This is a genomic window from Vibrio splendidus, assembly GCF_003345295.1.
Lineage (GTDB): Bacteria > Pseudomonadota > Gammaproteobacteria > Enterobacterales > Vibrionaceae > Vibrio > Vibrio splendidus_K.
Genome location: NZ_CP031056.1, coordinates 399,243 through 424,128, shown reverse-complemented (window position 1 = coordinate 424,128; position 24,886 = coordinate 399,243). Strand labels below are relative to the sequence as shown.

Here is a 24,886-nt window from a genome sequence, read left to right as displayed (position 1 = left end):
TTTTTAGCTAGGGAATTTAGCTAGGCAATCCGCTCGTCATTAACTCAATACAACATGGGCAAACACAATGTCTCAAGAACAAAAAACATACCAAGAATTAAAAGAACGCGTGTTCGCAGCAAACTTGCAACTTCCTAAATATGGCTTAGTGACTTTCACTTGGGGCAATGTCTCTGAAATCGATCGTGAACGTGGCGTGATTGCAATCAAACCGTCAGGTGTTGAATACGATGTAATGACGGCAGATGACATCGTTGTTCTCGATTTAGAGGGCAATCGCATTGAAGGTAAGCTGAACCCTTCAAGCGACACGGCTACGCACGTTGAACTTTACAAAGCCTTCCCAACCATTGGCGGCATTGTTCACACACACTCTCGCAACGCCACCATTTGGGCACAAGCCGGCCGAGACATTCCAGCGCTTGGAACTACACACGCCGATTACTTCTACGGTGATGTACCTTGCACTCGCCTACTAACAAAATCTGAGATCGAGTCTGACTACGAGAAAAACACTGGCTTAGTGATCATCGAAGAATTCAAGCAACGCGATATCGACCCACAGGCAATGCCAGGTGTCATCATCGCAGGACACGCACCATTTACATGGGGCAAGGATGGTTCAGACGCTGTGCACAATGCTGTAGTAATGGAAGAGATTGCAGCCATGGCAACAGCCACTCGTGCCATCAGTCCAGAAGCAGCTATTCAACCAGAGCTACTCGATAAGCATTACAACCGTAAACACGGTAAGAATTCATACTACGGACAGAAGTAAGGTCTCACACATGCATCAGCTGTCTACGCATAAGTTGTATAAACATAAATTGGATAAGTACAAGTTGTTAGCATTGGATCTCGATGGCACGGTTCTCAACTCGCAGCACACTATTAGTCAAGAGTTAGTCGAGACGATCAAACAAGTCGCTCAACACACTCATGTGGTTATCGTTACGGGTCGCCATCATGTCGCGGCAAAACCCTATTACGACCAGCTTGGTTTATCGACTCCAATAATTTGTTGCAATGGCACTTACATCTTTGATTACCAGAACGATACGGTCATTCAAGAAAACGCCATCGACAAAGAAATTGCGGCTGAGTTTATCACCCTATCCCAGGCTCATGATCTGAAGATGGTGATGTATGTGCGTGATGCAATGCTCTACTCGAGAGCACGCCCTATTGAATACATGGAAGCGCTACTGACGTGGTCTCAAACCTTTCCAGAAAGCCAGCGACCAAACATTCAAAAGGTCGACGATTTTCAACATGAAGCGAAAACCTCAGAGTACGTGTGGAAGTTTGTCGTTGAAGGTGAAGTCGATACATTTGCCGAACTTCCTTTCGTTAAAGAGAACTTCAACGGCGAGCGCTCTTGGGTTGACCGTGTCGATTTCGCAGCAACAAGCAATAACAAAGGCAATGCATTAACCCGTTACATTGAGCCGCTAGGTATCAGCCTAGAGCAGTGTGTCGCAATTGGTGACAACCACAATGACATTTCGATGCTTAAAGCAGCAGGACTTGGCATCGCAATGCAAAATGCAGATGACACCGTAAAAAGCTCAGCCAACCTAATCACGCCTAAAAACAATGACGATAAGACAGGGTTAGCCACGCTTTTACAAGACCTATTTAGTGCCCATTAATTTAATGCATCGGCTTTATTAAGCTGTTTATATTTAAAGAGAATTTTTATGTTAGTCGGAAATACTCAACCTACGCAGATCAGTAAGTCGTACCCTGTCGTTATTCAAAACGTGCTTGAGTACTTGAACAGTCTCGACCAAGAAAAACTCGCATTAGGTCGCCATGAACTCCCTGGTTTTGATTCAAAACAGGCATGGTTTGTTGTATTGGAATATGACAAAGAGCCTCTAGGAAACTTCCAACCTGAAGTCCATAAATACCATTCTGACTTGCAGATCATTCTCGAAGGTTCTGAAGTGATGGCATGGGCGATCGACACTGGCGAACACAGCAACGCACAACCTTATAACCAAGAACGTGACCTTCAGTTTTACGAATACCCAGGAATTGAACTCAGCTTCATTCATGCAAAACGCAATCAGTTTTATTTATTCACACCAAATATCGTGCATATCACCAATATTGAAAATGATGACAGCCAACCCGTTAGAAAACTGGTGGTGAAAATTCACAACGATTTACTGGAAGCCAAATAATGAATTACTACATTGGAATTGATTCTGGCGGGACTTTTATGAAAGCCGCGTTGTTTAACGCAAAAGGTGAACAACAAGGTCTTGCCCGCGTATCGGCGAGCGTCATCAACGAAAAACAAGGTTGGGTAGAACGCGACCTAAACGCACTATGGGGTAACGCTGTCGATGTCATTAAGCAGCTTTTAGATACCACAAAAGTAGAACCGACCTCTATCAAAGGCTTGAGCATTTCAGCCCAAGGCAAAGGCGTTTACCTTCTTGATAAAGAGGGACAAAATCTTGGCCACGGCATTATGTCTTCTGACTCGCGTTCACTGCCTATCGTTAAAGAGTGGCTAGAACAGGGTAAAGCAAAAGAGATCTATCCAACCACACTGCAAACACTGTGGACAGGTCACCCTGTATCGATTATTCGCTGGATCAAAGAGAACGATGCCGAACGATACAACAACATTGGCGCAGTGATGATGTCTCACGACTACCTTCGCTATCGCTTAACGGGCGAAGTGGCTGCAGAACTGACCAATATCTCAGAGAGTAACTTTTTCAACTCCATTACGGGGGAGTATGACAGAGCACTTCTGGAAACCTTTGGTATCGAAGAAATTTGGGACGCGCTACCACCCGTTGTAAAACCTCAACAGCAAGCAGGGAAAATCACTGCGGCTGTTGCTAATGAAACCGGCCTAGCAATAGGTACACCTGTGTTCGGCGGTTTGTTTGATGTGGTGTCTACCGCGATATGTTCTGGAATCAACTCTTCAGAACATACCCTGAATTATGTAATGGGAACATGGGCGGTCACGTCTGGTATCTCAAAGGTAGTCACGCAAGAAAGCCACAACTTTGTTTACGGCCATTACGCCGTCGATAACGAGTACATTATTCATGAGGCGAGCCCGACTTCAGCGGGTAACTATGAATGGTTTGCTGACTACCTTGGTGAAAATGGCCAGCTTAACCACCAGCAAAATCAAGCGTTAGTGGAAGCATTAGATCCGGCATCAAGCAGTATCTACTTTGTGCCATTCCTTTACGGTTCAAACCAAGGGCTTGGCCTAAAGTCAGGCTTCTATGGTCTGCAATCGCACCATACTAAAGGACACCTAATTCAAGCCATTTGGGAAGGCATTTTATTCTGTCACAACATTCACCTAGAACGTATGCGTCAGCGTTTTCCAAAAGCCAACATACTAAAAGTGACAGGCGGCCCTGCATCTAGCCCGGTATGGATGCAAATGCTGGCTGACCTTACCGGCATGACCGTTGAAATATCAGACGTGGATGAAACCGGCTCATTAGGTGCCGCAATGATGGCAATGGTCGGCGCGGGTGAGTTCGCTTCATTAGAAGAATGTACTCAAACCATCACTAATTCTGCGTCACGTGTCGAACCGAATCCTGAACACTACGACACTTACCAAAAGAAATATAAGCACTATCAAAGACTGGTGCAGTTGTTTAAACAATTTGAGGATGAAATGGATGCCTAGCACCGTATTAAAACCATCTAAATCTTTATTAGAATCATCTAAGCCCCTGTTCAAATCACCGAAGCCGTTGCTACAAATGGCACTGGATGCCACTGATATCGACACAGCGTTAGCCTCAATAGAGCATGTTGCAGATAAGTTAGATGTGATTGAAATCGGGACGATTTTAGCCTTCGCCCATGGCGTAGACAGCGTTAGAGTCCTACGAGAAAAATACCCAAATCACATCATTGTCTGTGACATGAAAATCACCGATGCCAGCGCCATTTTAACACGTCTGGCGATGGATGCTGGCGCTAACTGGGTAACAGTAAGTGCAGCAGCACACATCGAAACTATTCGTTCAGCGAAGAAAGTAACGGATGAATTCGACGGCGAAGTGCAAATTGAGCTGTATGGACACTGGACACTGGAAGATGCACAAGCTTGGGTCGACATGGGCATTAAACAAGCAATTTATCACCGTTCTCGTGATGCGGAACTTGCTGGTGTGAGCTGGACCGAAGAAGATTTGATAAAAATGCAGAAATTATCGGATATTGGAATTGAACTATCCATTACTGGTGGTATTGTTCCTGACGATCTGCATTTGTTTAAGAATCTGTCTGCAAAGTCATTTATTGCTGGCCGAGCGTTAGCTGGTAGCAATGGACGTGACATCGCAGAAAACTTCCATACTGAAATAGGTAAACACTGGTAGCACATATATGAGTGAGCAAATTAAATCGTTGTCTAAAGCACTGACCGTATTGGAATTCCTTGGGAATTATCCTAATGGCGTTTCGCTACAAAAAGTGTCTGAAGGGACAGGCTTCAACAAGTCATCTGTCCACCGTATTTTAGCAACGTTTGAAGCCTCTGGTTATGTTGCTCAAATGTGTTCAGGTAAAGAATATCGCTTAACAATGAAGTTGGTTCAGCTTGGACACGCAGCTATCAACTCTGATGTCACTGGCACTGTTAAGCCATACCTATCTGAGCTACTCGACGATGTGAATGAAACGGTTAACTTCCTCTCTTTTGATGCTGACAACATCATTTTTAAAGACAAGTTTGAACCCGTTAATTCTTCCTTTAGAACTCGAACCTACGTAGGGCTGCATTCTCCAATGTACTGCTCAGCGGCAGGAAAATGTTACTTAGCATTTAGCTCTGACAGCGTTCGAGAAACCTATTGGAAACGCAATGTCAGCACAATGAAGCCGTTAACTGAAAACACGATTCTCGACAAGTCTCAGTTTTTTGGTGTTCTCGATAAAATTAAGAGCCGTGGTTATGCGCTCGATGATGAAGAGAACGAAGCGGGTATATCTTGTGTTGCTGTCCCTATTTTTGACAAGAACAATTCTCCTGTATACGCGGTTAGCGTCTCTTCGCTTACGCCAAAAATGAAAGCTCTCGGCTACGAAGAAATTGCTAGCAGAATTCAAGACATAACAACGCGTATAGAACAACAACTCTTTTAAGGAAAAAGAATGTTTGATTCTAAAAACAAATTCAGATTAGGTATTTACGAAAAAGCGATGCCAACCACCCTTACATGGGAAGAGCGTTTGATTCACGCTAAAGAAGCTGGCTTCGACTTTGTAGAAATTTCAGTGGATGAAACCGATGAGCGACGTGCTCGTTTAGATTGGTCAGACGAAGAAATTTATGAGCTTCGCCGTCTATGTGAAAAGCACCAAATGCCTTTCCAATCAATGTGCCTAAGCGCACACCGTAAGTTTCCGTTTGGCTCAATGGATGATGCTATTCGTACTGAATCGCTGATCATCATGGAAAAAGCGATTTCATTGGCTTACAAGCTTGGTATTCGCTGTATTCAAATGGCGGGCTACGATGTGTACTACGAGCCGCAATCGGCTGAAACTCACGCTCGCTTCATTGAAGGCATGCAACAAGCCACCAAAATGGCAGAACGTGCAGGCATCATGTTAGGTGTAGAGATCATGGATACTCCGTACCTCAACTCATTAAGTAAGTTTGAAGTGCTTAAGCGTGAGATCCCATCACCTTACTTCATGGCTTACCCAGATGTCGGTAATATTTCTGGTTGGAACTACGACGTGTGTACCGAACTAAAGCTAAGCCGTGATCACCTAGTACAAGTGCACCTAAAAGATACACTACGAGTTTCAGAAACCTGCAAAGGCCAGTTCCGAGATCTTGTTATAGGCGAAGGCCAAGTCGACTTCCCAGCTATTTTCAAAACACTCGCTGAAATTGATTACAGCGCGCCATTAGTGATTGAAATGTGGGCACAAAACGACAACTGGTTAGACGATATCAAACAAGCAAAAGCAACATTAAAATCTATCGCTAACCAATCTGGCTTTGAACTGTAAGGGAACCACCATGACTATTTTTCGCACTGCTTTTTTCGAAGCTGATTTAACTGAAGAACAAAAACAAGACTTCTACCAATACATGGAAAACGAAGTCGCACCTATTATTCGTACATTCCCGAATAACCAAGGGCTAACACTGAACAAGCCTGAAGCGATTGAAGCTGAAAGCCATAAGAATTTACTGCTTATGATGCAACACAGCTACGAAAACGAATCAGTAATGACAGCCGCTTTAGATTCGGAACAACGAATCAAAAGTATGCATGCGACCAAAGTGATCATTGAGAAATACAATATCCATGTTCACCACATCAATTTTGTGCGCGATTAACGGCTAAAAAAGCCATACACCGTAAAGTCTCAATCGAAAAGCAGAAGATCATCTTCTGCTTTTTTTATCGCTATTAATAAGGAATCATTATGAGAGTATTCCCGTTAAAAGATGCCCCACTGGTCTTACTGTCTCTGATCTTTTTTATCTGGGGTTTAATTACCGTTTCAAGTAACTCGCTAATTCCACATTACAAAGAAGCTTTCTCTCTCGATTATAAAATGGCGATGCTATTTCCCATGGCCTTTTTTATCACCCGAATTACAGTGTCGCTTCCAACGTCATTTGTCATGGCAAAAATTGGCTATAGAACTACGCTGAAGTTCTGCTTGATATGGTGCCTACTGGGCTGTCTAGCCATGGCACATTTAGTACGAGGAGAAGAGCTTGTTCCAACACTCATTGGGATCTTATTGATGGCCTCAGGTGTGTCAGCAATTCAAGTGGTGAGTTCACCTTACGTATCACTACTCTCGACACCCGATAAGAGCGTGATACGTCAAAGTGTGGCAACGGCATCGAACTCTGTTGGCACTGTGCTTGGTCCGCTAGTGCTTACCGCTGTCATTCTTGTGGCAGCAAGTTTTAACGTCGACAACACCGCACATCAAGTGTCGTTTCTGTTCTTACTCATCGCCCTGTTCTTTTTCGGCTTACTGATATTTTTTAGCAAAATAACCCTTCCCGATATTAAACCAAAACAAATGACTGGCTTTTCGCGAGGGTTAGCCATCCTGATTAAAAATCACCAGTTCATGAAATTGGCGTTAGTACTATTGTTGTATATTGGTGTCGAAGTCAGTTTTGGTACTTTTACTATTGCGTACCTTGCCGACCAGCAATATGGCGACCTTGGTTTGGTATTCGCAACACAGATCATCGCTATTTACTGGGTATTGATGTTTGTCGGAAGAGTGTTATTCGCCAAGTTCGGAAGCACTGTAAATAAGCACTATCTCTTCTCACTGTCTTGCGTTATTGCCGCTTTGATTAGCGCCGTTGCGGTCTATCAAAATTATGTTTGGGTTGGCTATTTGATGCTTGTCGTAGGGCTATGTAATTCTGCGCTCTACCCTATCATTTACGCACAAGCGCTACATGCCTCAGGTAAGCAAAACTCACAAGGGGCAGCAATTCTCATTATGTGTTCAATTGGAGGGGTTGTTTTACCATTCGTACAGGCGAGTTTGATTGATGAGCTTTCGCTGAGTACGAGTTATATTGCGCCCGCATTAGCGTATGTATTAATGATAGTTTTGTACTGGTCTAGTTTAAAGCATCGTGTTTAAACTGTTGGTTTAGATAGGTAACTTGGTTTAGTCAATCACTTGATTCAGTAAATAAGTCGATGACTAAAAAGTCGGCCTGATTGGCCTAGAAGATAGAGAAAGTGAACTGGAGAAAGATAAGGAAATGAATTTGGTGCTTCTGACGTTAGTTTGAATCAGTGAGTGGCTAATCACCACCACTGATCACACTTAACGCGGGTTATTTAAGAAATTAAACCCAAGCAGAAGCAACAAGTAGGATAATTGCACCCATGATAACGGTAGACTTAGCAAAAAATAGAACTTCATTCATTACTGAAGGTTTTGCTAGTGATGCGTTGTTTTCATTCGTGATTACTGTAGCGTTCATACTGTGTTCTCATCGTTATGTGATCTGAGGTCAATTTTGCGCCGTTATGTGACCAAAGTCAATATTAACTGTAGTTTTATTACACAATGAAAAAGCTATAACTGAAGAGAACTCCAACAACGCAACCTCCCCTGACTCCACGTAGTTTTTCATTAAATCAACATCTATTAGATACAAAAAAGCCCGAAGCCTGATACACAGAACACTTCGAGCCTTTATACAGCAGTCGATACACTGCTTAACTCAATTGAGCCAACTCCGCTCGCATTGAATCGATAGCTTGTTGATAATCTTCACTATCAAAAATAGCAGAGCCCGCAACGAACATATCGGCACCCGCTTCAGCAATCTCTTTTATGTTGTTAACTTTCACACCACCGTCGACTTCTAAACGAATATTTCGGCCTGATTCATTAATGCGCGATCTGATTGACCGCAGCTTATCGAGCGTGGCAGGGATAAAAGATTGACCACCGAAACCTGGGTTCACCGACATGACTAATATCAGGTCGACTTTATCCATAATGTAATCAAGATGACTCAATGGCGTTGCTGGATTTAATACCACACCAGCTTGGCAACCGTGCTCTTTAATTAGCTGCAAAGTACGATCGATGTGCTCTGATGCTTCGACATGAAAAGTAATCATAGTCGCACCCGCTTTAGCGAACTCTGGTACCAGTTGATCCACAGGCTTCGCCATTAAATGCACATCGATTGGCGCTGTAATTCCATAATCCCGCAGTGCCTTTAATACTGGCGTACCAAAAGTCAGGTTAGGTACATAGTGGTTATCCATAACATCAAAATGAATAACATCAGCTCCAGCCGCGAGAACGCGTTCTACATCCTCACCAAGACGCGCCAAATCAGCAGAAAGAATCGAAGGTGCGATAAGATATTGTTTCATTTTTTTCCTAGTTATTTTTGTATCGTTAAATTCTGTTTAGCTCGCTGGAACAAATTTAGTTATCTGCCCGTTTTCAACCATGTAGCAATCCATTCCTGCCGATGTCGCTGCGTGCTGGCCTATAATCGTATCTTCAAACACCACACAATCGCTCGGTTCAAGCTCTAACTGGCTAGCGACTTTCAGAAAAGTATCTGGGTTAGGTTTGTGATTTTCTACGTCATCGGAAGTCACAATCGTACGTATCATTGATGGGATATCGGTCGTCTTTAAAATCGCCCTTGCATGCTTGGCTTGAGCACCAGTGCCGATGCCTATCTTTTTCAACTGATACTGTTGTTGTAAGAGTGCGTATGTCTCCGGGATAACATCCCCTTTGTGCTCAATAGCCTCAAAGTTAGCGATTTTGTCCGAAGTAATTTGTTGAGCATCAAGAGTTAGATCGTAACGCTTAAGGATCTCTTGAGTCACTTTTCGCGATGGCATCCCACCAAGTTGATCGAGCCACTCTTTGTCGTAGGGAATACCAAACTTCTGACAAGTTTGTTCCCATGCATGAGCGTGTGCCACCATAGAATTGACCAGAGTCCCATCGAGATCAAAAATAATTCCTTTATATTTATCTAACTTTGGCATCGTCAATCTCTCATATTGTTTTGAGACTCATACTACTAATCACCCTACATAAAACCTATTCATGATCGCCTTAATATGATCTTATTCAACAATCCGACAATTAAACGAAGTGATGCAATAAAAGCCGTTGGTTTACTATTGAAATCATATTTTGAGCACATCTCACCCATTTTTACTTAAACCAAGTAGAGTTGCATAAATTGAAGATGATATAGTCCACGAAAATCAAACATCTTGGACATCATCATGCATTCTAGCGACATCATTAAATTGGCAAATTTGGGCGTAAACATCGAAATTACAAAAGAGTCTTCATTACATCCTTCAGACGCGTTAGAAGTAGTAAAGATTGTTGCTGAAATCGGTAGCCAAATCACCATCAAGAAAAAGTACCACACAGACTACCTAGTTCAGATGGCTGAAGTAGGCCGTGACCATGTGACGATTGCTGTTTAAGTGCAGCCACTATTTCGAAATTAACATAACCTAAGCTTCAAAAGTTTAGAGCGACATATTGATATAAAAATGCAGCATATTGGGGGCAATATGCTGCATTTTCTCTTTTCGTTAGGAGCATCGAAAACGCAAAGAGAAACAGGTTAATCGTTACTAGGTATGAACTAACTATCAAATAATTTAGGCACACCTGTTTGCGCACAAACATCATTCAGTCGTTTTTGTGCCGTCCGTATATTCTCTTTCCAGCGTTCATCTTGAGCCCACATCTCGATCACGAGTGGTACAACGCACTCAGTCTCTTTCAACGTTTCAAAAATAGCATTGAAGTCAACTTCGCCATCACCAATCACTAAGTCTCGGAATTGCCCTTTGTACTCGTCAGTCACTTTATAAGTGTCTTTGAGGTGGATCTGAGTGATATGAGGCTTACTCAGTTTTAGCTCAGTCACTATGTCGTAATTCCAACCAGAGATATTGCCCACATCCGGATACGCCGTGAAATACGGTGAATTAACTTCGCGACTCAGCACTTCGAACTTACTCAAAGAATTCAAGTAATCGGTATCCATGATTTCCACAGCAAGCATTACGCCCGATCTTTCAGCCAAACGCGCCGAAAGCTTCATGCCTTCAATGAACCTCTGGTGAGTCACTTTATCAGCAGGCTCGTAGTAGACGTCATAGCCAGCGAGTTGGATGGTACGAATACCCAACTTGTAAGCCAACGAGATAGCCTTCTCCATATGGATAATCGCTTGTTCACGAATCACAGGATCAACAGATCCAAATGGGAACTTACGATGCGCGCTTAAACACATGGATTGCAACGGTACGCCGTGCTTTTCACAAAGATGACGCAAGGCATACACTTCTTCGTCATTCCAATCTAGTCGACTGCGACGCTCGTCTGATTCATCGACCGATATCTCAAGAAAATCAAAGCCGAGTTCTTTGGTTTGCTTAAGTTTATCTTCCCAGCTGAGTTCGTTAGGTAGAGCCTTCTCATAAAGCCCAACACGGTGGCGTAACAAGTTTTGATACATAACACCTCCTAATTCCAGTAGCGATCGATCTGAGCTTTTAGTGCTTCTGCTGTCTCTTTACCTTTGTCACCCGCAAGTGCGCGACCTGCGATAAAGGTTTTCGCTTTAATACCTTCAAATAGGTATAGGTCTTCAGGCACGATGCCACCTGTGATAGAAAGCTCGATGCCCATTTCAGACAATGCACGCATCTTCACTAGATCTTCTTCAGTCCAGCCCACACCGGCTAATTCAGCGTCACGAGAGCGGTGATAAATAGCTTGAGAGATACCTAGGTCGACCCAAGATTGAGCATCGTCCATTGTCCAGTTACCATAAATTTCGATTTGGATTTCACCGTTAAATTCATCAGCGACTTTCTTACATGCACCAATGGTTGCGATGTGTGCAGCAGCAGAAACCGTAATCCAATCAGCGCCCGCTTCGAATGCCATACGAGCTAGAATTGCGCCGCCATCTGTGGTTTTCATGTCACACACAAGAATATGGTCTGGGTGGTTCTTACGAAGCGTAGAAACTGCCTTCATGCCTTCTGCAAAAGCCAAAATAGTGCCTACTTCAATCACATCAACAAAGCTTTCAACGTTGTTTGCCACTTCAATAGCAGCAGGAAGGTTTGTTTGGTCTAGGGCGATCTGAATCATTGGTTTAGTCATGTTGTTATCCTTTAATTTGTTCACGTATTAGACGGGCTAAGCCATCATGGTTGTTATCTGTTGAGCACACGCGTTGAACGTGTGACTTGACGATGTCATCAGCATTGAGCATCGCTACGCCTAATCCGGCGTACTTGAGCATGGATATATCGTTGTGGTTATCACCGACGGCAATGACGTCATCGGCGTGATAACCGAGTTCGGTGATGTATTCAGCAAGGCGTAGGCCCTTACTGTTACCTTTTGCAGCAAAGTCGATTCGGTTTGACCAAGAACGCTCACCGTTGAAGTTCTCTTCTATCCATGGGTGTTGCATTAAACGGTCTACTGAGTCTTGGCTACCTTCCACCACAAACTTCCAAACGTGTTCGGCTTGCTGAGCCGTTTCAATGAATGATGCCACTTGGTAAATTTGAGGGCGATGTTGCTCTGGTGCCGTTTCTGCCCAACTTTCCAATGCCAACATGTAGGCAAATGGGTTGTAGTGTGAGTACGTCATGGCATGCGTGATGTACATGACCATTTTGAGCTGAAACTCATCTGCCATATCGATGAAGGTCAGCGCTTTGTCTTTATCTATCGCGTTTTGAGTCAGTACCGTTTCAGTCTGATAGTCGTAAACATAAGTGCCGTTACAGCAGATGATTGGCGTATCTAACCCCAATTCGTAGTAATAAGGTCGTGCTGCTGTGTGGTGTCGACCAGTCACAATCACGACATGACAACTTTGTTTGGCTTCTTGGATCGCCTTTTTCAGTTCTGGATGAATCGTGTGATCATCCTTTAACACGGTTCCATCGAGATCTAACGCCAGCACTTTATACATAGAGTCCTCTCACTTATTCCCTGAAGTCGGGCCTAATCAATATTGAAACTACTTAGAGCCGAAGCTCGTTAAACGGCTTACTTGAACGGCTTATTTAAACGAAAAGCCGATTTACTGTTGGCCGTAATAAGCATTTTCACCGTGCTTACGTAAGTAGTGTTTGTCGGATAGTTCTGGCTGAATTTTGATGCCGCTATTCAAGGTGCGCGTTGCCAACGCCATTGCAGAAACTTCTTCTAATACCACCGCGTTGTGAACCGCATCGTTGGCGTCTTTGCCCCAAGAGAAAGGTGCATGTCCTGCAACAATCACGCTTGGAACTGCCATTGGATCGATTCGACGCTGCTTGAACTCTTCAATGATCACCAAGCCAGTATTTTTCTCGTACTCTTCAGCAATTTCAGAGTGAGACAATCGACGTGTACATGGGATGTCACCGTAGAAATAATCAGCATGAGTGGTACCCAAGGCTGGAATATCGATGCCGGCTTGCGCCCAAATTGTGGCACTGCGTGAATGCGTGTGAACAATGCCACTGACCTCAGGGAAAGCTTTGTAAAGCTCTAAATGAGTTGCGGTATCACTTGAAGGATTGAGTTTCCCTTCAACAATGTTGCCTTCTAGATCGACGACCACCATATCTTCAGCTGTCATATCGCAGTATTCGACACCTGATGGCTTAATCGCTATCACGCCATTAGTACGGTCAAACTCAGAGACATTGCCCCAAGTGAATGTCACCAAACCGTACTTAGGTAGCTGCAAATTGGCCTCTAAGACGCGTTGTTTCAATTGGCTATATTTAGACATAATTGTCTCCTTACGCGGCTTCCGCTTGCAGCAGTGCAGCATCAATTAAACGCGCCACCTCTTCAGGGCTTTTACATGCGCGAAGTTTTGAGAAGTCTTCATCAAATTCAATCAAATTAGCCACTTGCATCGTGCCTTCGATGTGTTCTTCAGAGTCTTTACCCGCCAGCGTGATCAGAACATCAACAGGCTCATCAACACCTTCAAAAGTAATCGGCGTTTCAAGCACGGTTAACGCAAAACCAGTGCGAATCACGCCATCTTCAGGACGGCAATGAGGCAACGCGAACGCGTCATGAATACAGATGTAAGGGCCTTCTTCACCGATTGCCTTGGTAATCGCCTCGTAGTAACGTTCTTCAGCAATCCCTGCCTTGACCAATGCGTCAGTACCGAGCTTAATTGCCGCTTTCCAATCAACTGCTTTTGCGTTCAGCAGGATAGAGTTGTTTTGGATAAGAGATTCTTTCAGGTTCATGTTATTGCTCACTTATATAATTGTTTTTATTGACTCAGTGGTGATGTACCACTGAGCCGTTTCTAATTATTTGTGGAAGTTGGTCTCGATGATAGAAACCAGTTCGTCGCCGAAAGTTTTCACCATAATCATGTTCTTCACCGCTAACTGCTGCTTGCCTTCAGGCAAACCCGTAATCTTCGCTGCAAGAGCAACTGAAGTAACGATGATGTCAAATGAACCAAGGTGAGATTTGTAATCAGTAATGGCGCTGTTAAACGTCGAACTTGGGATGCCTTTCTTGTCCAAGTACTCTTTGATTTTCTTAGAGCACATCATTGAAGAACCTTGTCCTGAACCACAGCACACTAAGACACGAACCGGTTTCTGGTCAGCCGCCGATACTCTAGATTCTGTTGTTGTGGAAACCGATGGCGCTTCAGCGGTTGCTGTCGATTGTTGTGGTGCTGCAATTTCAATCTCAATGCCTTCTGGCGTTACTGCTGTCATTGTTTCAGCTTGTTTTTCCGCGTCTTCTTCTGCTCGTAGTTGTTTAGAAGCGAAGAACATGTAGACACCAGCCAAAGCTAAAATCCCGAAGAAGAACATATTAGAACTAGAGATACCTTGCATAATTGGCGGGAATACCAGAGCCCAATCAGCCATGCCCATCCAGCCATTAAACTCAGTACCTGATTGAGCAAAGATGTTGATTGCCCAAGCTGAACCGACAACTTCGATAATGCCCATCACGAAACAGATCTTCATGACGGCTTTCCAGCCACCGAAGTGGTTCGCAAATACACCGATAGTGGCATTCGAGAAGAACATTGGGATGAAGCCAGGAATGATCATGATAGGAGCATCAAACGCTAACATCGCAAGAACCGCAGTGAATTGACCAACAGCGCCCCACATGAAACCGAATACCATTGCATTTGGAGAGTATGCGTAGATAGCTGCACAATCGATTGCTAAAACAGCATTAGGAATAAGACGTTGAGAAATACCGTTAAAGGCTTCAGATAACTCCGCTACGAACATACGAACGCCCGTCACGATAACTTGAATAGCCACTGCGAATTTCAAACCAGTTTCGAAAATGTAGATAAACCAGTGCGTTTTGCCTGCCATGTCTTGAAGGTTATCAAGACCAAATGAAAGAAGGATAATGCCGAAGAAAGCAGTCATTACTAACGTTGTTGCTGCAATGCTATCGTGGAAAATGTGTAACCATTTAGGCAGTTTGATGTGATCAACACTGTCATTTTTGTCGCCAAGCTTTGGTGCAACTTTAGTCGCTACCCATGACGCAAACTGTTGTTGGTGACCAATAGAGAAACCCGCCCCACCCGTAACTTCTTGGGTAGGTTTGAACATAATGTTCGACGAAATACCCCAGTACAATGCCATCAATATTGCTGAATAAATGATGGTTTCCCACATACCTGCACCAAGCACGAAGTAGAAAACGGCAATGAGGCCAGCTTGTTGGAACATGATATGTCCCGTAAGCATGATGGTTCTGATACCAGTGACACGACGGAAGGCAACAAGAAGAATGTTTAACCCAAGTGCCAGCAATACGGCATATCCAACCCAAGAATAATTGTCACCCATGGTTTCCATAGTCGACATCATAGAGGTGTACGGATCAATAACAGACCCCGTTAATCCATGAATCTCACTCATTTTCTCAATAACTGGTTTGAAACCTGCTACCAATGTTCCTGCACCTACCTGCACTATCATGAAACCAACGATGGTTTTAATAGAGCCGGAGATAATAGTTGTTGCGTCACGCTTGAGTAGAATGTAACCCAGACAAGTAACAAGACCGAGTAGCAATGGTGCTTTGGTCATTACCTGACTGTAAAAAATATAGAAAATATCATATAAGAATTCCATATCTTTACCCCTGATTAATTTTTAATTTTAATGGTATGTAGGATGTGATGATGTCTAGTTTTGCTCACGAACTAGACTTTACCAATCAAAAGTAATCATTCAATGCTCACTTGTGATTACTTTGATTTATATCAATTAACCACACCCAGAATGTGTCTAATTGAGCTTGGGATCACACACAAAAACATCAAACCCTATAAAATCAACGACTTACGAAACATTGTGATTGAAGTCTGATTTTTATAGCGATGTAGTTTGACAATCACGATGGTGATTATTAGAATCAAAACAAATCAAAAGTAATCATCAAATTGTCACAACGACATAAAGAGTGATAAAAATGAATGAAGTACAAAGACATAACGGCATCTTGTCGCTATTAGAAGATATGCAGACGATTAACGTCTCACATATCATTGATAGATTTAGTGTTTCACCTGCTACCGCCAGACGTGATATCGCTAAACTAGATGAAGTTGGCAGGCTGAGAAAAATTCGAAATGGTGCAGAACGAGTAGAGACTCAAAAGAGAAAATGGTCACCACTCAATATCAACAGCACTGAGTTCTATGAAGAGAAAGCGGAGATTGCACAAGCAGCCGCTGGGCTGTGTGACGCTGGCGATACAATCGTGATCAACTGCGGCTCTACTGCTTTTCTACTGGGCCAGCAATTATGTGGCGATGACGTTCAAATCGTAACGAACTACTTCCCACTCGCAAGCTATTTGATCAACGAAGATCATGACGATGTCATCATCATTGGCGGTCAATACAATAAAGCACAGAACATCTTTCTAAACCCATCCCCTAATTCATTAGGTGGCTACGCTGGAAACTGGATGTTTACCTCAGGCAAGGGCTTAACTGACGCAGGGCTGTATAAAGCTGACATGTTAACGGCTGTGGCCGAACAACAAATGCTAGAACAGGTCGATAAACTTGTTGTCGTGGTCGACAGTTCAAAAGTTGGCCAACGTACTGGAATGCTATTTTGCAACACCAAACAAATAGACATAGTCATCACAGGCAAAAACGCTAATCCAGAAGTCGTAAAACAGATTGAAGCTCAAGGGACGCAAGTCATCCTAGTTTAAATCACAGGGCAAACTAGCCCACAAATAATAATAAATTCAGCTCAGTGCCTTAATCCAAATTAAGGCGCTCGGCTCCCTACATCCAAAATTAATCAAATTAGTGAAATAAAAGGTATTATCATGAGCAATGTAAACGAAATCACTCGCGAGTCTTGGATCCTAAATACATTCCCTGAGTGGGGTACATGGTTAAATGAAGAGATTGAACAAACAGTCGTGCAACCTAATACGTTTTCTATGTGGTGGCTTGGTTGTACAGGTATTTGGCTAAAATCAGAAGGTGGCGCAAACCTATCAATGGACTTCTGGTGTGGTACTGGTAAAAAAACTCAAGCAGTTCAAAAAATGAAAAACCAGCACCAAATGATGCGAATGGGTGGCGTTGAGGCACTTCAACCTAACCTACGAACTGCAATCTTCCCATTGGACCCTTTCGCTATTAAAGAGATCGATGCAGTTATGGCATCTCACGATCACGGCGATCATATTGATATCAACGTTGCGGCAGCCGTTCTACAAAACTGTGGCGATCACGTTAAATTCATTGGTCCTAAAGCGTGTGTTGATTTATGGATGAAATGGGGTGTGCCAGAAGATCGTTGTGTTATCGCGAAAGTTGGCGACGAGATTAAGATCAAAGACGTGAACATCAAAGTTCTAGACGCATTCGACCGTACTGCACTTGTGACACTGCCTGAAGGCACTTCTTCTTTAGATACCGAGATCTTAGGCGGCATGGACGACCGTGCAGTGAACTACTTAGTAGAAACTACCGGCGGTTCTGTTTACCACTCTGGTGATTCACACTACTCAAACTACTACGCTAAACACGGTAACGACCACAAGATCGATGTGGCACTGCTTTCTTACGGTGAGAACCCACGTGGCGTGACTGACAAAATGACTTCTTCAGACATTTTACGTGCCGCTGAATCTTTGGATTGTGAAGTCGTGGTTCCTTTCCACCACGATATCTGGGCTAACTTCCAAAACGACCCACGTGAAATTGAAATGCTTTGGAACATGAAGAAAGAGCGTCTCCAATACGGCTTCGCACCTTTCTTCTGGCAAGTCGGTGGTCGATACACTTACCCAACAGATAAAGGTCGCATGCACTACCAACACTTCCGCGGATTTGCAGATATCTTTAAAAATGACCCAGAACTGCCATACCGCGCATTCTTGTAATTAGAAAATCAACCAAAGAGGGAGCATGAGCTCCCTTTTCTTTATCTACTAAAATGGAATTTTTATGTTGTTGCGCGAATTTAAACATCACTTCAAGCGTGGTGATCTAGAATCAGCCGTCGCCGTTAACTCTCCGAATAATGATGGTTATTATCTAATGGTTCGAAGCAGTAAGTGGGGAGTAAATAGTTTCTTAGAGTCTGACAGAAAGCTGAAACCAAGAGTGTTCAAAACCCAACAAGCTCTGCTTAATGCTGCAAGATCAATTGGCTTCAATCATCAATCAGTCGATATGCAAAACCTCTAGAGCCTTCTGAACCCCCAGTTCATCACATGATCCCCTTTGTCCATCTCACCTTTACACTGTGAATATTGAAACTCTGTTTGGATAGGTTAGGCTCTCTGTCTGATACCAATAACAAGCCAAGACAGGCGAGCAAAGCAATGAAAGTTGACTATCACAAACGACTGATTCCCGTTATCCGTTATCTAGAAAAACGCTTTAATGAGCCATTAAACCTGCCAGAAGTCGCGGCGTTAGCCAACTTTTCACCCTACCATTTTCATCGTACTTTTAAGGCTGTTCAGGGTGAGACACTTGCTGATTTCATCAGACGATTGAGACTCGAAGCGGCAGCCAATGATCTCTTCAAATCCAAACAACCTATTATTAACGTCGCATTGGATTATGGCTTTTCATCGTCTCAGAGCTTTGCCAAGGCATTCAAACAACATTTCGGTGTAACACCGAGTGCATTTCGCGATTGCGAAGATTACCAAGCGTTCAGCGAGTTAACTCGAAATAGCAAGATTGGACACTCATTGCGCAAGAATGGAAACGATGCAACTGACGGCAATTCATATACTAACTCCGAACTTTCAACATGGAGTATGGCAATGAAAACACAACAATTTGAAGCATCGAAACTGGCGTATGTACGAGTGACTGGCCCCTATGGACAAGGTTATGAAGAGCCAAGCGGTCGTCTTTATCAATGGGCAGAAATGAAAGGACTAGCGAGTAATAGTTGCATCTTTATCTATCATGACAATCCAGAAATCACTCCAACAGATAAGTGCCGAACAGACATCTGCTTGATGGTTTCAGACGACACTGAAGTGCCAAGTGGGATCGAATTAAAAGATTTTCCCGGTGGGCAATATGCGGTGATGAGACAAACGATCACCGAAGTCGGTCAATATGCAAAAGCATGGGATGATTTAATGAGTAACGTCATTGAATCCGGCATTGAAACCGAAGACCGACCTTGTTTTGAGCTCTACCACAGCTACGACCCGCAAACTCACCATTCAGACGTCAGCTTCTGTACTGCAATTAAGTAAAAAGAGTAAATACAATAACAAAGCCTACTTCGCGTAGGCTTTCGTCTCTTTAGATCGCTTTCCAACAGCTTTGTTACGTAATTAGGTTGGAGATAGAGCCGGCCTGTTTCAAAGCTTTTTAGTCAATAAATGAGAATAAATACTAGTAGACACCAGTAATGTCATAGCCCAAACGGATTTGGACCATGACAATCAAAATGAGTGGGATACAAACTGGAGGTAAGCTAAATTTTGCCTTACCATTTCCATCTAACAGTTAAGACAGTTCAAAGCGAAACCCTTACTGATTTCATCAATCGCTTGAGGCTCGAAGTACTTTCCTAACGCGTACAATAAAAAACATCACCACACACGCGATATAGAGCTTACCTACCCATAGGCCGATATTGATCAGCTGAGTTTCTTGCTCAATTAGACGTTGATACTCAGTATCAGAGAGGTAAGGATCGTCAAAGGGGACAACGTTAATCCCCCACATAAACCAAACAAACCAAACGACACTTCCTGCGAGCAGCCATAAGGCTAATATTGAAAATTGCTCGAACACACCTAGTAGTGTGTTCTTGTTAAGCGATATTTGAGCTTTTTTCATTTCACGACCTTTTTATCACAACACAGGGGGGGATCTCTAAAGAAGTAAGAGTACTAAAGCCTTTTATTCCACTTACCTTGATGGTCACGGTCGCAATTCTCTTGTGTATCGAAGCTCACATGCTTATCGATATTTTTCAATGTAATCCCAACCTGACTAAACGCCTTTTGGATGGTAACAGAGACCTCCTGCTGACCTCCTCCCTCTAAGAAGTTAGCTCTATCTTGATTGGTGTCGAATACGCAGACGATTTTTAGGCTCTGTGGAAAAGAAGAGAAATTGACCGTATGAGTCACCCAAAGAAAACCATCGTAGCCTTTCAACGTAGCTTCACACACGTCTGTTAACACGTCTCTGATTTGATTTTCGATCTTCTTATCTGATTTACGCATGCAGCAAACTTCCTATTTAACACCTTAAAAAATAAGGTTTTTCGGTCAATATTGTTTGAACGACATTGGACACTGTGACTGTTTCAAATGCAAAGTATTTATTGGGAGAGTCTCGACTGGAAGATATAGAGGAAACGCCTCCTGCTTGATCACTGACGAGACAATCAAACATGAGGCGAATATAGAATTTACGAAGATGTTAGCTCGCCGCGAGCTCCCAATCAGTCAATAACTTCATGATTACGCGAGAATCTTGATGAGTCGCCATTGGCGCAGCAAGTTGCGTGTCACCTTGCTCAACTGCTTGGCGGATATTACGCACTTGATAATGGAAGCCATCGCCTTGCGCTTCGACTTTCACTTCGCGTGTCGACGTTTCATAGATCTCAACAGTGAACGAGTTTTCTTCGGTCGGTAACCATGGGGTGGTTTCGAGAGTGATGCAGCCTTTGCTGCCTAGAATCGTGAAGCCATGCTTTAAGCCGTGGTCTTCTGCGGTATGGATTTGTGCGGTAAAACGGTCATTGAAGCGCATCAGCGCCGACGATTCACAAATATTGCCATCTTGGCCTCGTCGACCGATTGCTGAGATCTGCACATCATCAAACACACTCTCACCAAATTGCTGTTGCGCGACAGAGTGGATCAGAGACATTGGATAACAACCCAGATTATACAATGCGCCTTTGCTCGCAGGGTTCACGAACTGGTCAATCGCCGCAACATAAGACCCTTGAATAGAGCGCACCTCACCAATCTCACCGGTTGCCAACTCTTGATGAAGCTTGGCGATAAGCGGGTGGTTTAGATACATCAAACCTTCAGCGAAGAACACACCGGACGCTTTGACAGCTTGCAGAGCTTGTTCGGTTTTTTCCATATCAACCGACAACGACTTTTCACACAGAATCGCTTTGCCTTTTTGAGCCGCTTTAATAACGTATTCGTGGTGAACATGGTTTGGTAGAGCAATGTAGATGATGTCGACTGACTCATCTTCAATCAAAGCTTCATAGCTGTTGAAGGTCAATGTTGGCTGGTACTGCGCCGCAAACTCATTGAGTGTTTTCTCTGTGCGTCCAGCGACGGCATACAGCTCACTTTTAGCATCGCCTTTAATCGCATCGGCCATTACGCCTGAGATAAAGCTGGTTCCTAGGATTCCCCATTTCATGGTTTATTTCTCCTGCTTCTGAGTTTCGAACGCTTGAACCAACTCGGTAATGTCACGCTCAATAAACGCTTGGGTATGAGGCATACCAAAGTGCTGATTAATCGCTTCACGGTTTGCGTATTGCTCAAGCAAAATCACACGGGCGCTTTGGTTTTGATCATAGGTTGCTATTGCTTGTAGGCAGCCAGGTTCGCTTTGCATGTCTAAACAAAACTGTTCGATAGCTTCGATCGCAGCAGCTCGCTCTATGTTGGTTTTGATCTTAAGTTCGGCTGTGACAAAGATGGTTTTATTCGTTTGAGGCATTTCACGCTCTTATTTTAGTTAATTGTCGGTTTGCCATTAATATAATTAACCCCTAATAATTGATAAACTCACCTTTTGTTTATTATTTATCAACTGAGAGTGTTTAATGGATAAGTTAACCAGCATGAAGGTCTTCGTTTACGTAGTGGAGCAAGGCAGCTTTCGCAGCGCCGCCAACCACTTCAACCTGTCAGCAACCATGATCAGTAAACATGTCCACCACCTTGAAACGAGCCTTAACTCTCAGCTGATTCATCGCACCACGCGTAAGCAATCTTTAACCGATTCAGGTCAGCTTTATTATCGAGAATGTAAACGAATTCTTGAAGACATCAGCAATGCTGAAAACCTGATTCAAACCTTGGAAAACCAGCCTCAAGGCACGGTAAAAATAAACTGCCCGGTCACCTATGGAAACAAGGTACTTGCCCCGATAGTGGCTAAGTTCCTCGCAAATCACCCAACGATCAACGTCGAACTCGTGTTGAACAACGACCTTGTCGACCCTTATTCATCCGATATTGATTTGATTGTGCGAATCGGCGATCTATCTGACTCTAGTTTAGTCGCTAGATACTTAGGGGATTATGAGATGTGTTACTGCGCGGCTCCTGAGTACCTTAGCCAACATGCAGAAATCCGTGTGTTGGAAGACCTTGCACAACACCCATCGCTTGGATTCAGCTATAGCAGTCGTCGTGATGTGAGTGGTCGAGATGCACAAGCGCGGGGTGCGCAAAGCAGTGAATCGCAACTCCTAGCCCCTCAGAACCACCAAGCAACGCATAGCGCGGTGAATAAAGGGCAAGTACGTTTGATGTCGAACAATGGGGATGTGTTGCGATATGCTGCCCTGCAAGGCGTAGGCGTGTTGTTACAGCCGACTATCTTAGTTGCAGAAGAAATTGAGCGTGGAATGCTATTGGAGATCTTGCCCGGCATGGCACCGTTACCTAAACCGATCCACTTGTTGTACAAAACTAAGCAACTGTCATTGAAGAACCGAACCTTTGTCGAATTCTTGTTAGCTACTCTTTATGAGTAACTAAGCGCTGACGAATTAGCAAAGAGGCTTCTAAGTAACGAAGAGTTTTTTAACAACAAAACCGCTAGACTGTTTGCCAATGGCTCATTAAGCGCTTGCCAAGCTCAGAGGGCGTGGTGTTATGGACGATCATTTCATCACATTGGTTAAACACCATGAAGTGTTTTAGCTCATCGCATAAAGCATGAACCAACGACTCATGGTTTTTAATTCGCTCTTCCACAACCAAGTTACGGATATTGAGCAAACCACTCTTCCTATCAACTTTACAATCCATTCGAGCCACCAGCTCACCTTGCCACAGAATCGGTAAGCTAAAATAACCAAACTGACGCTTAGCTTCAGGTACATAACACTCAAGAAGGTAATCAAAGTTGAACAGTGATTGCATTCGCTTACGTTGAATCAACAGATTGTCGAACGGAGACAGTATCTTTAACTTGGTTCTAGAAAGAGGTTGATTCAATAGTTCGAAAGCATCCGGCAACACATAATAATCCGAGCCTTGAATATCTACTTTCATCAACTGCTTATCTTCAAGCATCTGCTGGAGTGTTGTCTGAATCAGAGGTTTTGTGTTCTTGAGTAGATAGCTCATTTCCGACGCTATTCCCACACCATTAGCTTCTAAATAACGCGTAATTAGATGCTCGATGTACTCTTGTTCCGTTGGTTCTGAGGTATCAATACCACTCAGCAAAACTCGTTCAGTTAGGTCATACACCTTATGGAAGTTCACTCGGCTCGGCACCATTAAGTCACCTTGCATAAACAAAGTTTCTAGTGCCTGTTTGGCAGGTTTACCGCCCCATCCGCCGGGGTTTGGTCTATCCCCTTCAAAGTCTTTCGCCATTAATGGCCCTTCGCTCTCAATACGTTTGAGAACATGTGCCATCAGTGCGTCGTCTTTTTTGTACCAATACTTAAGCTTACCGCTTGCGAATCCATTCTTTCGATGCAGGCTGAAGCGGTAGTCGCGCATGGGTAAATACGCGGCAGCGTGCGACCAATACTCAAACACTTCTCGACGCTCTAACAGCTTATCCAGATGGTTAAGTTGGTAGTCTTGATTGCGATTCCACAGCGTATGATGGTGAGCTCGCTGAATCACAGAAATGGTATCAATTTGCACATACCCAAGCTTTTCAATCGCAGACAGCGTGTTCGCCAAGGCACCCCCATTACGTTGCTTCTTAGGCGGCAGCTTTTGAGAAAGCAGTACAATTTTTTGCGCTTGAGCGAGTGAAAGTGATTCCATGAAATTCAGACTCTAATTGATACCAATGACCGGCTTATGATTCAGCAATAAGCTCTTGAAGAATTTGCTTGTACGTTTCGACCGTCTGCGCACCTGTCACTGCACTCTTACGGTTGAATACCACGGTAGGAACCGCAGAGATCCCCATACGCTGCCATTCAAACTCTTGCGCTTCAATTTGCTTCAAGTTTTCGATGTTCTTTAGACGTTTCAGCGCTTTCGTGGAATCGAACCCAACCGCTTCAAGTTCTTGTGCGATAACCTCAAGATCAGACAGATCTTTTTGCTCTGTGAAGTGAGCCGTAAAGAAGCGTAGCTTTAACTCAGTCTGTTTACCGTGCGCTAGTGCAAAATCGAGAAGTACATGTAGATGACGTGAATTGACCATTCTCATGCTGTCGTAGAAATTGAAATCGAAACCAACCGCTTGGCCACGGGCAGCCAATTGCTCACGGGAACTTTGGCTCTCTTCTGCACTAGAGCCGTATTTTCTCATGATGTGGTCGCGCAAGTTTTCACCTTCTTGCGGCATATCTGGATTCAACTCAAACGGCTGCCATTCAAGTTCAATTTGCTCTGCTAAGCCAAGCTCAGTAATAGCTTGTTCTAAGTTTTTGTAACCGACCACGCACCATGGGCACATTACGTCAGAAATAATATCGAGTTGAAGTTTGTTGCTCATCGTCATTCCAAATATCGTTGATTAGGCGTATCCAATACAAGTTACACCATTTTGAACAATCGTTCAAACCAGCTAAATACGCCAGCAGCCAACAAAAAAGCCAAC

General features: G+C 43.7%; 30 protein-coding genes. 15 read left to right on the top strand and 15 right to left on the bottom strand.

Annotation, left to right across the window (positions count from 1 at the left end; all coding sequences use genetic code 11):
- Nucleotides 1-67: 67 nt before the first annotated feature.
- The 9 genes from DUN60_RS17760 to DUN60_RS17720 all read left to right on the top strand — a co-directional run bounded on the left by DUN60_RS17760 (nucleotide 68) and on the right by DUN60_RS17720 (nucleotide 7,650).
- Nucleotides 68-778 carry an L-ribulose-5-phosphate 4-epimerase gene (locus tag DUN60_RS17760; RefSeq protein WP_114634592.1) on the top strand — a complete coding sequence of 237 codons (711 nt, stop codon included), beginning with the start codon at nucleotides 68-70 and terminating at the stop codon, nucleotides 776-778.
- A 10-nt stretch (nucleotides 779-788) separates the two neighbouring features.
- Nucleotides 789-1,652, top strand: a complete 864-nt coding sequence (locus DUN60_RS17755; protein ID WP_114634590.1) for a Cof-type HAD-IIB family hydrolase — start codon at nucleotides 789-791, stop codon at nucleotides 1,650-1,652.
- A gap of 48 nt (nucleotides 1,653-1,700) precedes the next feature.
- Nucleotides 1,701-2,189, top strand: coding sequence for a NanQ anomerase/TabA/YiaL family protein (locus DUN60_RS17750; protein ID WP_009845885.1), 489 nt, complete (start codon nucleotides 1,701-1,703; stop codon nucleotides 2,187-2,189).
- The gene (locus tag DUN60_RS17745) at nucleotides 2,189-3,682 is read left to right on the top strand and encodes an FGGY-family carbohydrate kinase (protein WP_114634588.1); all 1,494 of its coding nucleotides are present in this window, start codon (nucleotides 2,189-2,191) and stop codon (nucleotides 3,680-3,682) included. Before DUN60_RS17750 ends, DUN60_RS17745 begins: the two co-directional genes overlap by 1 nt.
- 76 nt (nucleotides 3,683-3,758) lie before the next feature.
- Nucleotides 3,759-4,382: a 3-keto-L-gulonate-6-phosphate decarboxylase UlaD gene (locus tag DUN60_RS17740; RefSeq protein WP_114635757.1), complete on the top strand. Its 624-nt coding sequence runs from the start codon at nucleotides 3,759-3,761 to the stop codon at nucleotides 4,380-4,382.
- A 7-nt stretch (nucleotides 4,383-4,389) separates the two neighbouring features.
- Nucleotides 4,390-5,148: an IclR family transcriptional regulator gene (locus DUN60_RS17735; RefSeq protein ID WP_017065667.1), complete on the top strand. Its 759-nt coding sequence runs from the start codon at nucleotides 4,390-4,392 to the stop codon at nucleotides 5,146-5,148.
- 9 nt (nucleotides 5,149-5,157) lie between these two features.
- Nucleotides 5,158-6,027, top strand: coding sequence for an L-ribulose-5-phosphate 3-epimerase (locus tag DUN60_RS17730; protein WP_017072595.1), 870 nt, complete (start codon nucleotides 5,158-5,160; stop codon nucleotides 6,025-6,027).
- Between the two features lie 10 nt (nucleotides 6,028-6,037).
- A complete protein-coding gene (locus tag DUN60_RS17725; protein WP_114634585.1) occupies nucleotides 6,038-6,361 on the top strand; it encodes a hypothetical protein in 324 nt (107 codons plus the stop codon).
- 89 nt (nucleotides 6,362-6,450) lie between these two features.
- A complete protein-coding gene (locus DUN60_RS17720) occupies nucleotides 6,451-7,650 on the top strand; it encodes an MFS transporter (RefSeq protein ID WP_114634583.1) in 1,200 nt (399 codons plus the stop codon).
- Between the two features lie 211 nt (nucleotides 7,651-7,861).
- Here the strand turns inward: DUN60_RS17720 and DUN60_RS24595 are convergent, their stop codons facing one another.
- From DUN60_RS24595 to DUN60_RS17710, 3 genes are all read right to left on the bottom strand, one after another.
- Nucleotides 7,862-7,999 (bottom strand): hypothetical protein, encoded by a 138-nt coding sequence (locus DUN60_RS24595; RefSeq protein WP_009845892.1) that lies wholly within the window; start codon nucleotides 7,997-7,999, stop codon nucleotides 7,862-7,864.
- Between the two features lie 238 nt (nucleotides 8,000-8,237).
- Entirely contained in the window at nucleotides 8,238-8,909 is a 672-nt protein-coding gene (gene rpe, locus DUN60_RS17715; RefSeq protein WP_114634581.1) for a ribulose-phosphate 3-epimerase, read from the bottom strand.
- A 36-nt stretch (nucleotides 8,910-8,945) separates the two neighbouring features.
- Nucleotides 8,946-9,545, bottom strand: coding sequence for an HAD family hydrolase (locus DUN60_RS17710; RefSeq protein ID WP_048609861.1), 600 nt, complete (start codon nucleotides 9,543-9,545; stop codon nucleotides 8,946-8,948).
- A gap of 246 nt (nucleotides 9,546-9,791) precedes the next feature.
- Here DUN60_RS17710 and DUN60_RS17705 point away from each other — a divergent pair, with 246 nt between their 5' ends.
- On the top strand, nucleotides 9,792-10,001 hold the full coding sequence (locus DUN60_RS17705) for a hypothetical protein (protein WP_017072601.1): 210 nt from the start codon (nucleotides 9,792-9,794) through the stop codon (nucleotides 9,999-10,001).
- A gap of 164 nt (nucleotides 10,002-10,165) precedes the next feature.
- Here DUN60_RS17705 and DUN60_RS17700 read toward each other — a convergent pair whose 3' ends face one another.
- From DUN60_RS17700 to DUN60_RS17675, 6 genes are all read right to left on the bottom strand, one after another.
- Complete coding sequence (locus DUN60_RS17700) at nucleotides 10,166-11,047, bottom strand: L-ribulose-5-phosphate 3-epimerase (RefSeq protein WP_114634578.1); 882 nt, start codon at nucleotides 11,045-11,047, stop codon at nucleotides 10,166-10,168.
- A gap of 8 nt (nucleotides 11,048-11,055) precedes the next feature.
- Complete coding sequence (locus DUN60_RS17695) at nucleotides 11,056-11,703, bottom strand: 3-keto-L-gulonate-6-phosphate decarboxylase UlaD (RefSeq protein WP_114634576.1); 648 nt, start codon at nucleotides 11,701-11,703, stop codon at nucleotides 11,056-11,058.
- A gap of 4 nt (nucleotides 11,704-11,707) precedes the next feature.
- Nucleotides 11,708-12,529 carry a pyridoxal phosphatase gene (locus DUN60_RS17690; RefSeq protein ID WP_114634574.1) on the bottom strand — a complete coding sequence of 274 codons (822 nt, stop codon included), beginning with the start codon at nucleotides 12,527-12,529 and terminating at the stop codon, nucleotides 11,708-11,710.
- Nucleotides 12,530-12,640: 111 nt separating this feature from the next.
- Nucleotides 12,641-13,339, bottom strand: coding sequence for an L-ribulose-5-phosphate 4-epimerase (locus DUN60_RS17685; protein WP_016787381.1), 699 nt, complete (start codon nucleotides 13,337-13,339; stop codon nucleotides 12,641-12,643).
- A gap of 10 nt (nucleotides 13,340-13,349) precedes the next feature.
- Nucleotides 13,350-13,817 (bottom strand): PTS sugar transporter subunit IIA, encoded by a 468-nt coding sequence (locus tag DUN60_RS17680; protein WP_017072606.1) that lies wholly within the window; start codon nucleotides 13,815-13,817, stop codon nucleotides 13,350-13,352.
- 66 nt (nucleotides 13,818-13,883) lie between these two features.
- A complete protein-coding gene (locus DUN60_RS17675) occupies nucleotides 13,884-15,704 on the bottom strand; it encodes a PTS ascorbate-specific subunit IIBC (RefSeq protein ID WP_102387942.1) in 1,821 nt (606 codons plus the stop codon).
- 340 nt (nucleotides 15,705-16,044) lie between these two features.
- On the opposite strand from DUN60_RS17675, the gene ulaR reads away from it, so the two are divergent.
- The 4 genes from ulaR to DUN60_RS17655 all read left to right on the top strand — a co-directional run bounded on the left by ulaR (nucleotide 16,045) and on the right by DUN60_RS17655 (nucleotide 19,332).
- Complete coding sequence (gene ulaR / locus DUN60_RS17670; RefSeq protein WP_017072608.1) at nucleotides 16,045-16,800, top strand: HTH-type transcriptional regulator UlaR; 756 nt, start codon at nucleotides 16,045-16,047, stop codon at nucleotides 16,798-16,800.
- Nucleotides 16,801-16,920: 120 nt separating this feature from the next.
- Entirely contained in the window at nucleotides 16,921-17,988 is a 1,068-nt protein-coding gene (gene ulaG / locus DUN60_RS17665; protein WP_017072609.1) for an L-ascorbate 6-phosphate lactonase, read from the top strand.
- Nucleotides 17,989-18,052: 64 nt separating this feature from the next.
- Complete coding sequence (locus DUN60_RS17660; RefSeq protein ID WP_102387940.1) at nucleotides 18,053-18,295, top strand: hypothetical protein; 243 nt, start codon at nucleotides 18,053-18,055, stop codon at nucleotides 18,293-18,295.
- Between the two features lie 137 nt (nucleotides 18,296-18,432).
- Entirely contained in the window at nucleotides 18,433-19,332 is a 900-nt protein-coding gene (locus tag DUN60_RS17655) for an AraC family transcriptional regulator (RefSeq protein WP_114635756.1), read from the top strand.
- Nucleotides 19,333-19,624: 292 nt separating this feature from the next.
- On the opposite strand, the gene DUN60_RS24780 is transcribed toward DUN60_RS17655, so the two are convergent.
- From DUN60_RS24780 to DUN60_RS17635, 4 genes are all read right to left on the bottom strand, one after another.
- Nucleotides 19,625-19,924, bottom strand: a complete 300-nt coding sequence (locus tag DUN60_RS24780) for a hypothetical protein (RefSeq protein ID WP_241901697.1) — start codon at nucleotides 19,922-19,924, stop codon at nucleotides 19,625-19,627.
- Nucleotides 19,925-19,977: 53 nt separating this feature from the next.
- A complete protein-coding gene (locus DUN60_RS17645; RefSeq protein ID WP_114634572.1) occupies nucleotides 19,978-20,316 on the bottom strand; it encodes a Fis family transcriptional regulator in 339 nt (112 codons plus the stop codon).
- A 199-nt stretch (nucleotides 20,317-20,515) separates the two neighbouring features.
- Nucleotides 20,516-21,490 (bottom strand): Gfo/Idh/MocA family protein, encoded by a 975-nt coding sequence (locus DUN60_RS17640; protein WP_114634570.1) that lies wholly within the window; start codon nucleotides 21,488-21,490, stop codon nucleotides 20,516-20,518.
- 3 nt (nucleotides 21,491-21,493) lie between these two features.
- Nucleotides 21,494-21,796 carry a putative quinol monooxygenase gene (locus DUN60_RS17635; protein ID WP_114634568.1) on the bottom strand — a complete coding sequence of 101 codons (303 nt, stop codon included), beginning with the start codon at nucleotides 21,794-21,796 and terminating at the stop codon, nucleotides 21,494-21,496.
- A 106-nt stretch (nucleotides 21,797-21,902) separates the two neighbouring features.
- Between DUN60_RS17635 and DUN60_RS17630 the strand changes: the two genes are divergently transcribed.
- Nucleotides 21,903-22,841, top strand: coding sequence for a LysR substrate-binding domain-containing protein (locus DUN60_RS17630; protein ID WP_114634566.1), 939 nt, complete (start codon nucleotides 21,903-21,905; stop codon nucleotides 22,839-22,841).
- 64 nt (nucleotides 22,842-22,905) lie between these two features.
- Here the strand turns inward: DUN60_RS17630 and DUN60_RS17625 are convergent, their stop codons facing one another.
- Nucleotides 22,906-24,099, bottom strand: a complete 1,194-nt coding sequence (locus DUN60_RS17625) for a winged helix-turn-helix domain-containing protein (protein ID WP_114634564.1) — start codon at nucleotides 24,097-24,099, stop codon at nucleotides 22,906-22,908.
- 34 nt (nucleotides 24,100-24,133) lie between these two features.
- On the bottom strand, nucleotides 24,134-24,781 hold the full coding sequence (locus tag DUN60_RS17620) for a DsbA family oxidoreductase (protein WP_114634562.1): 648 nt from the start codon (nucleotides 24,779-24,781) through the stop codon (nucleotides 24,134-24,136).
- Nucleotides 24,782-24,886 lie beyond the last annotated feature (105 nt).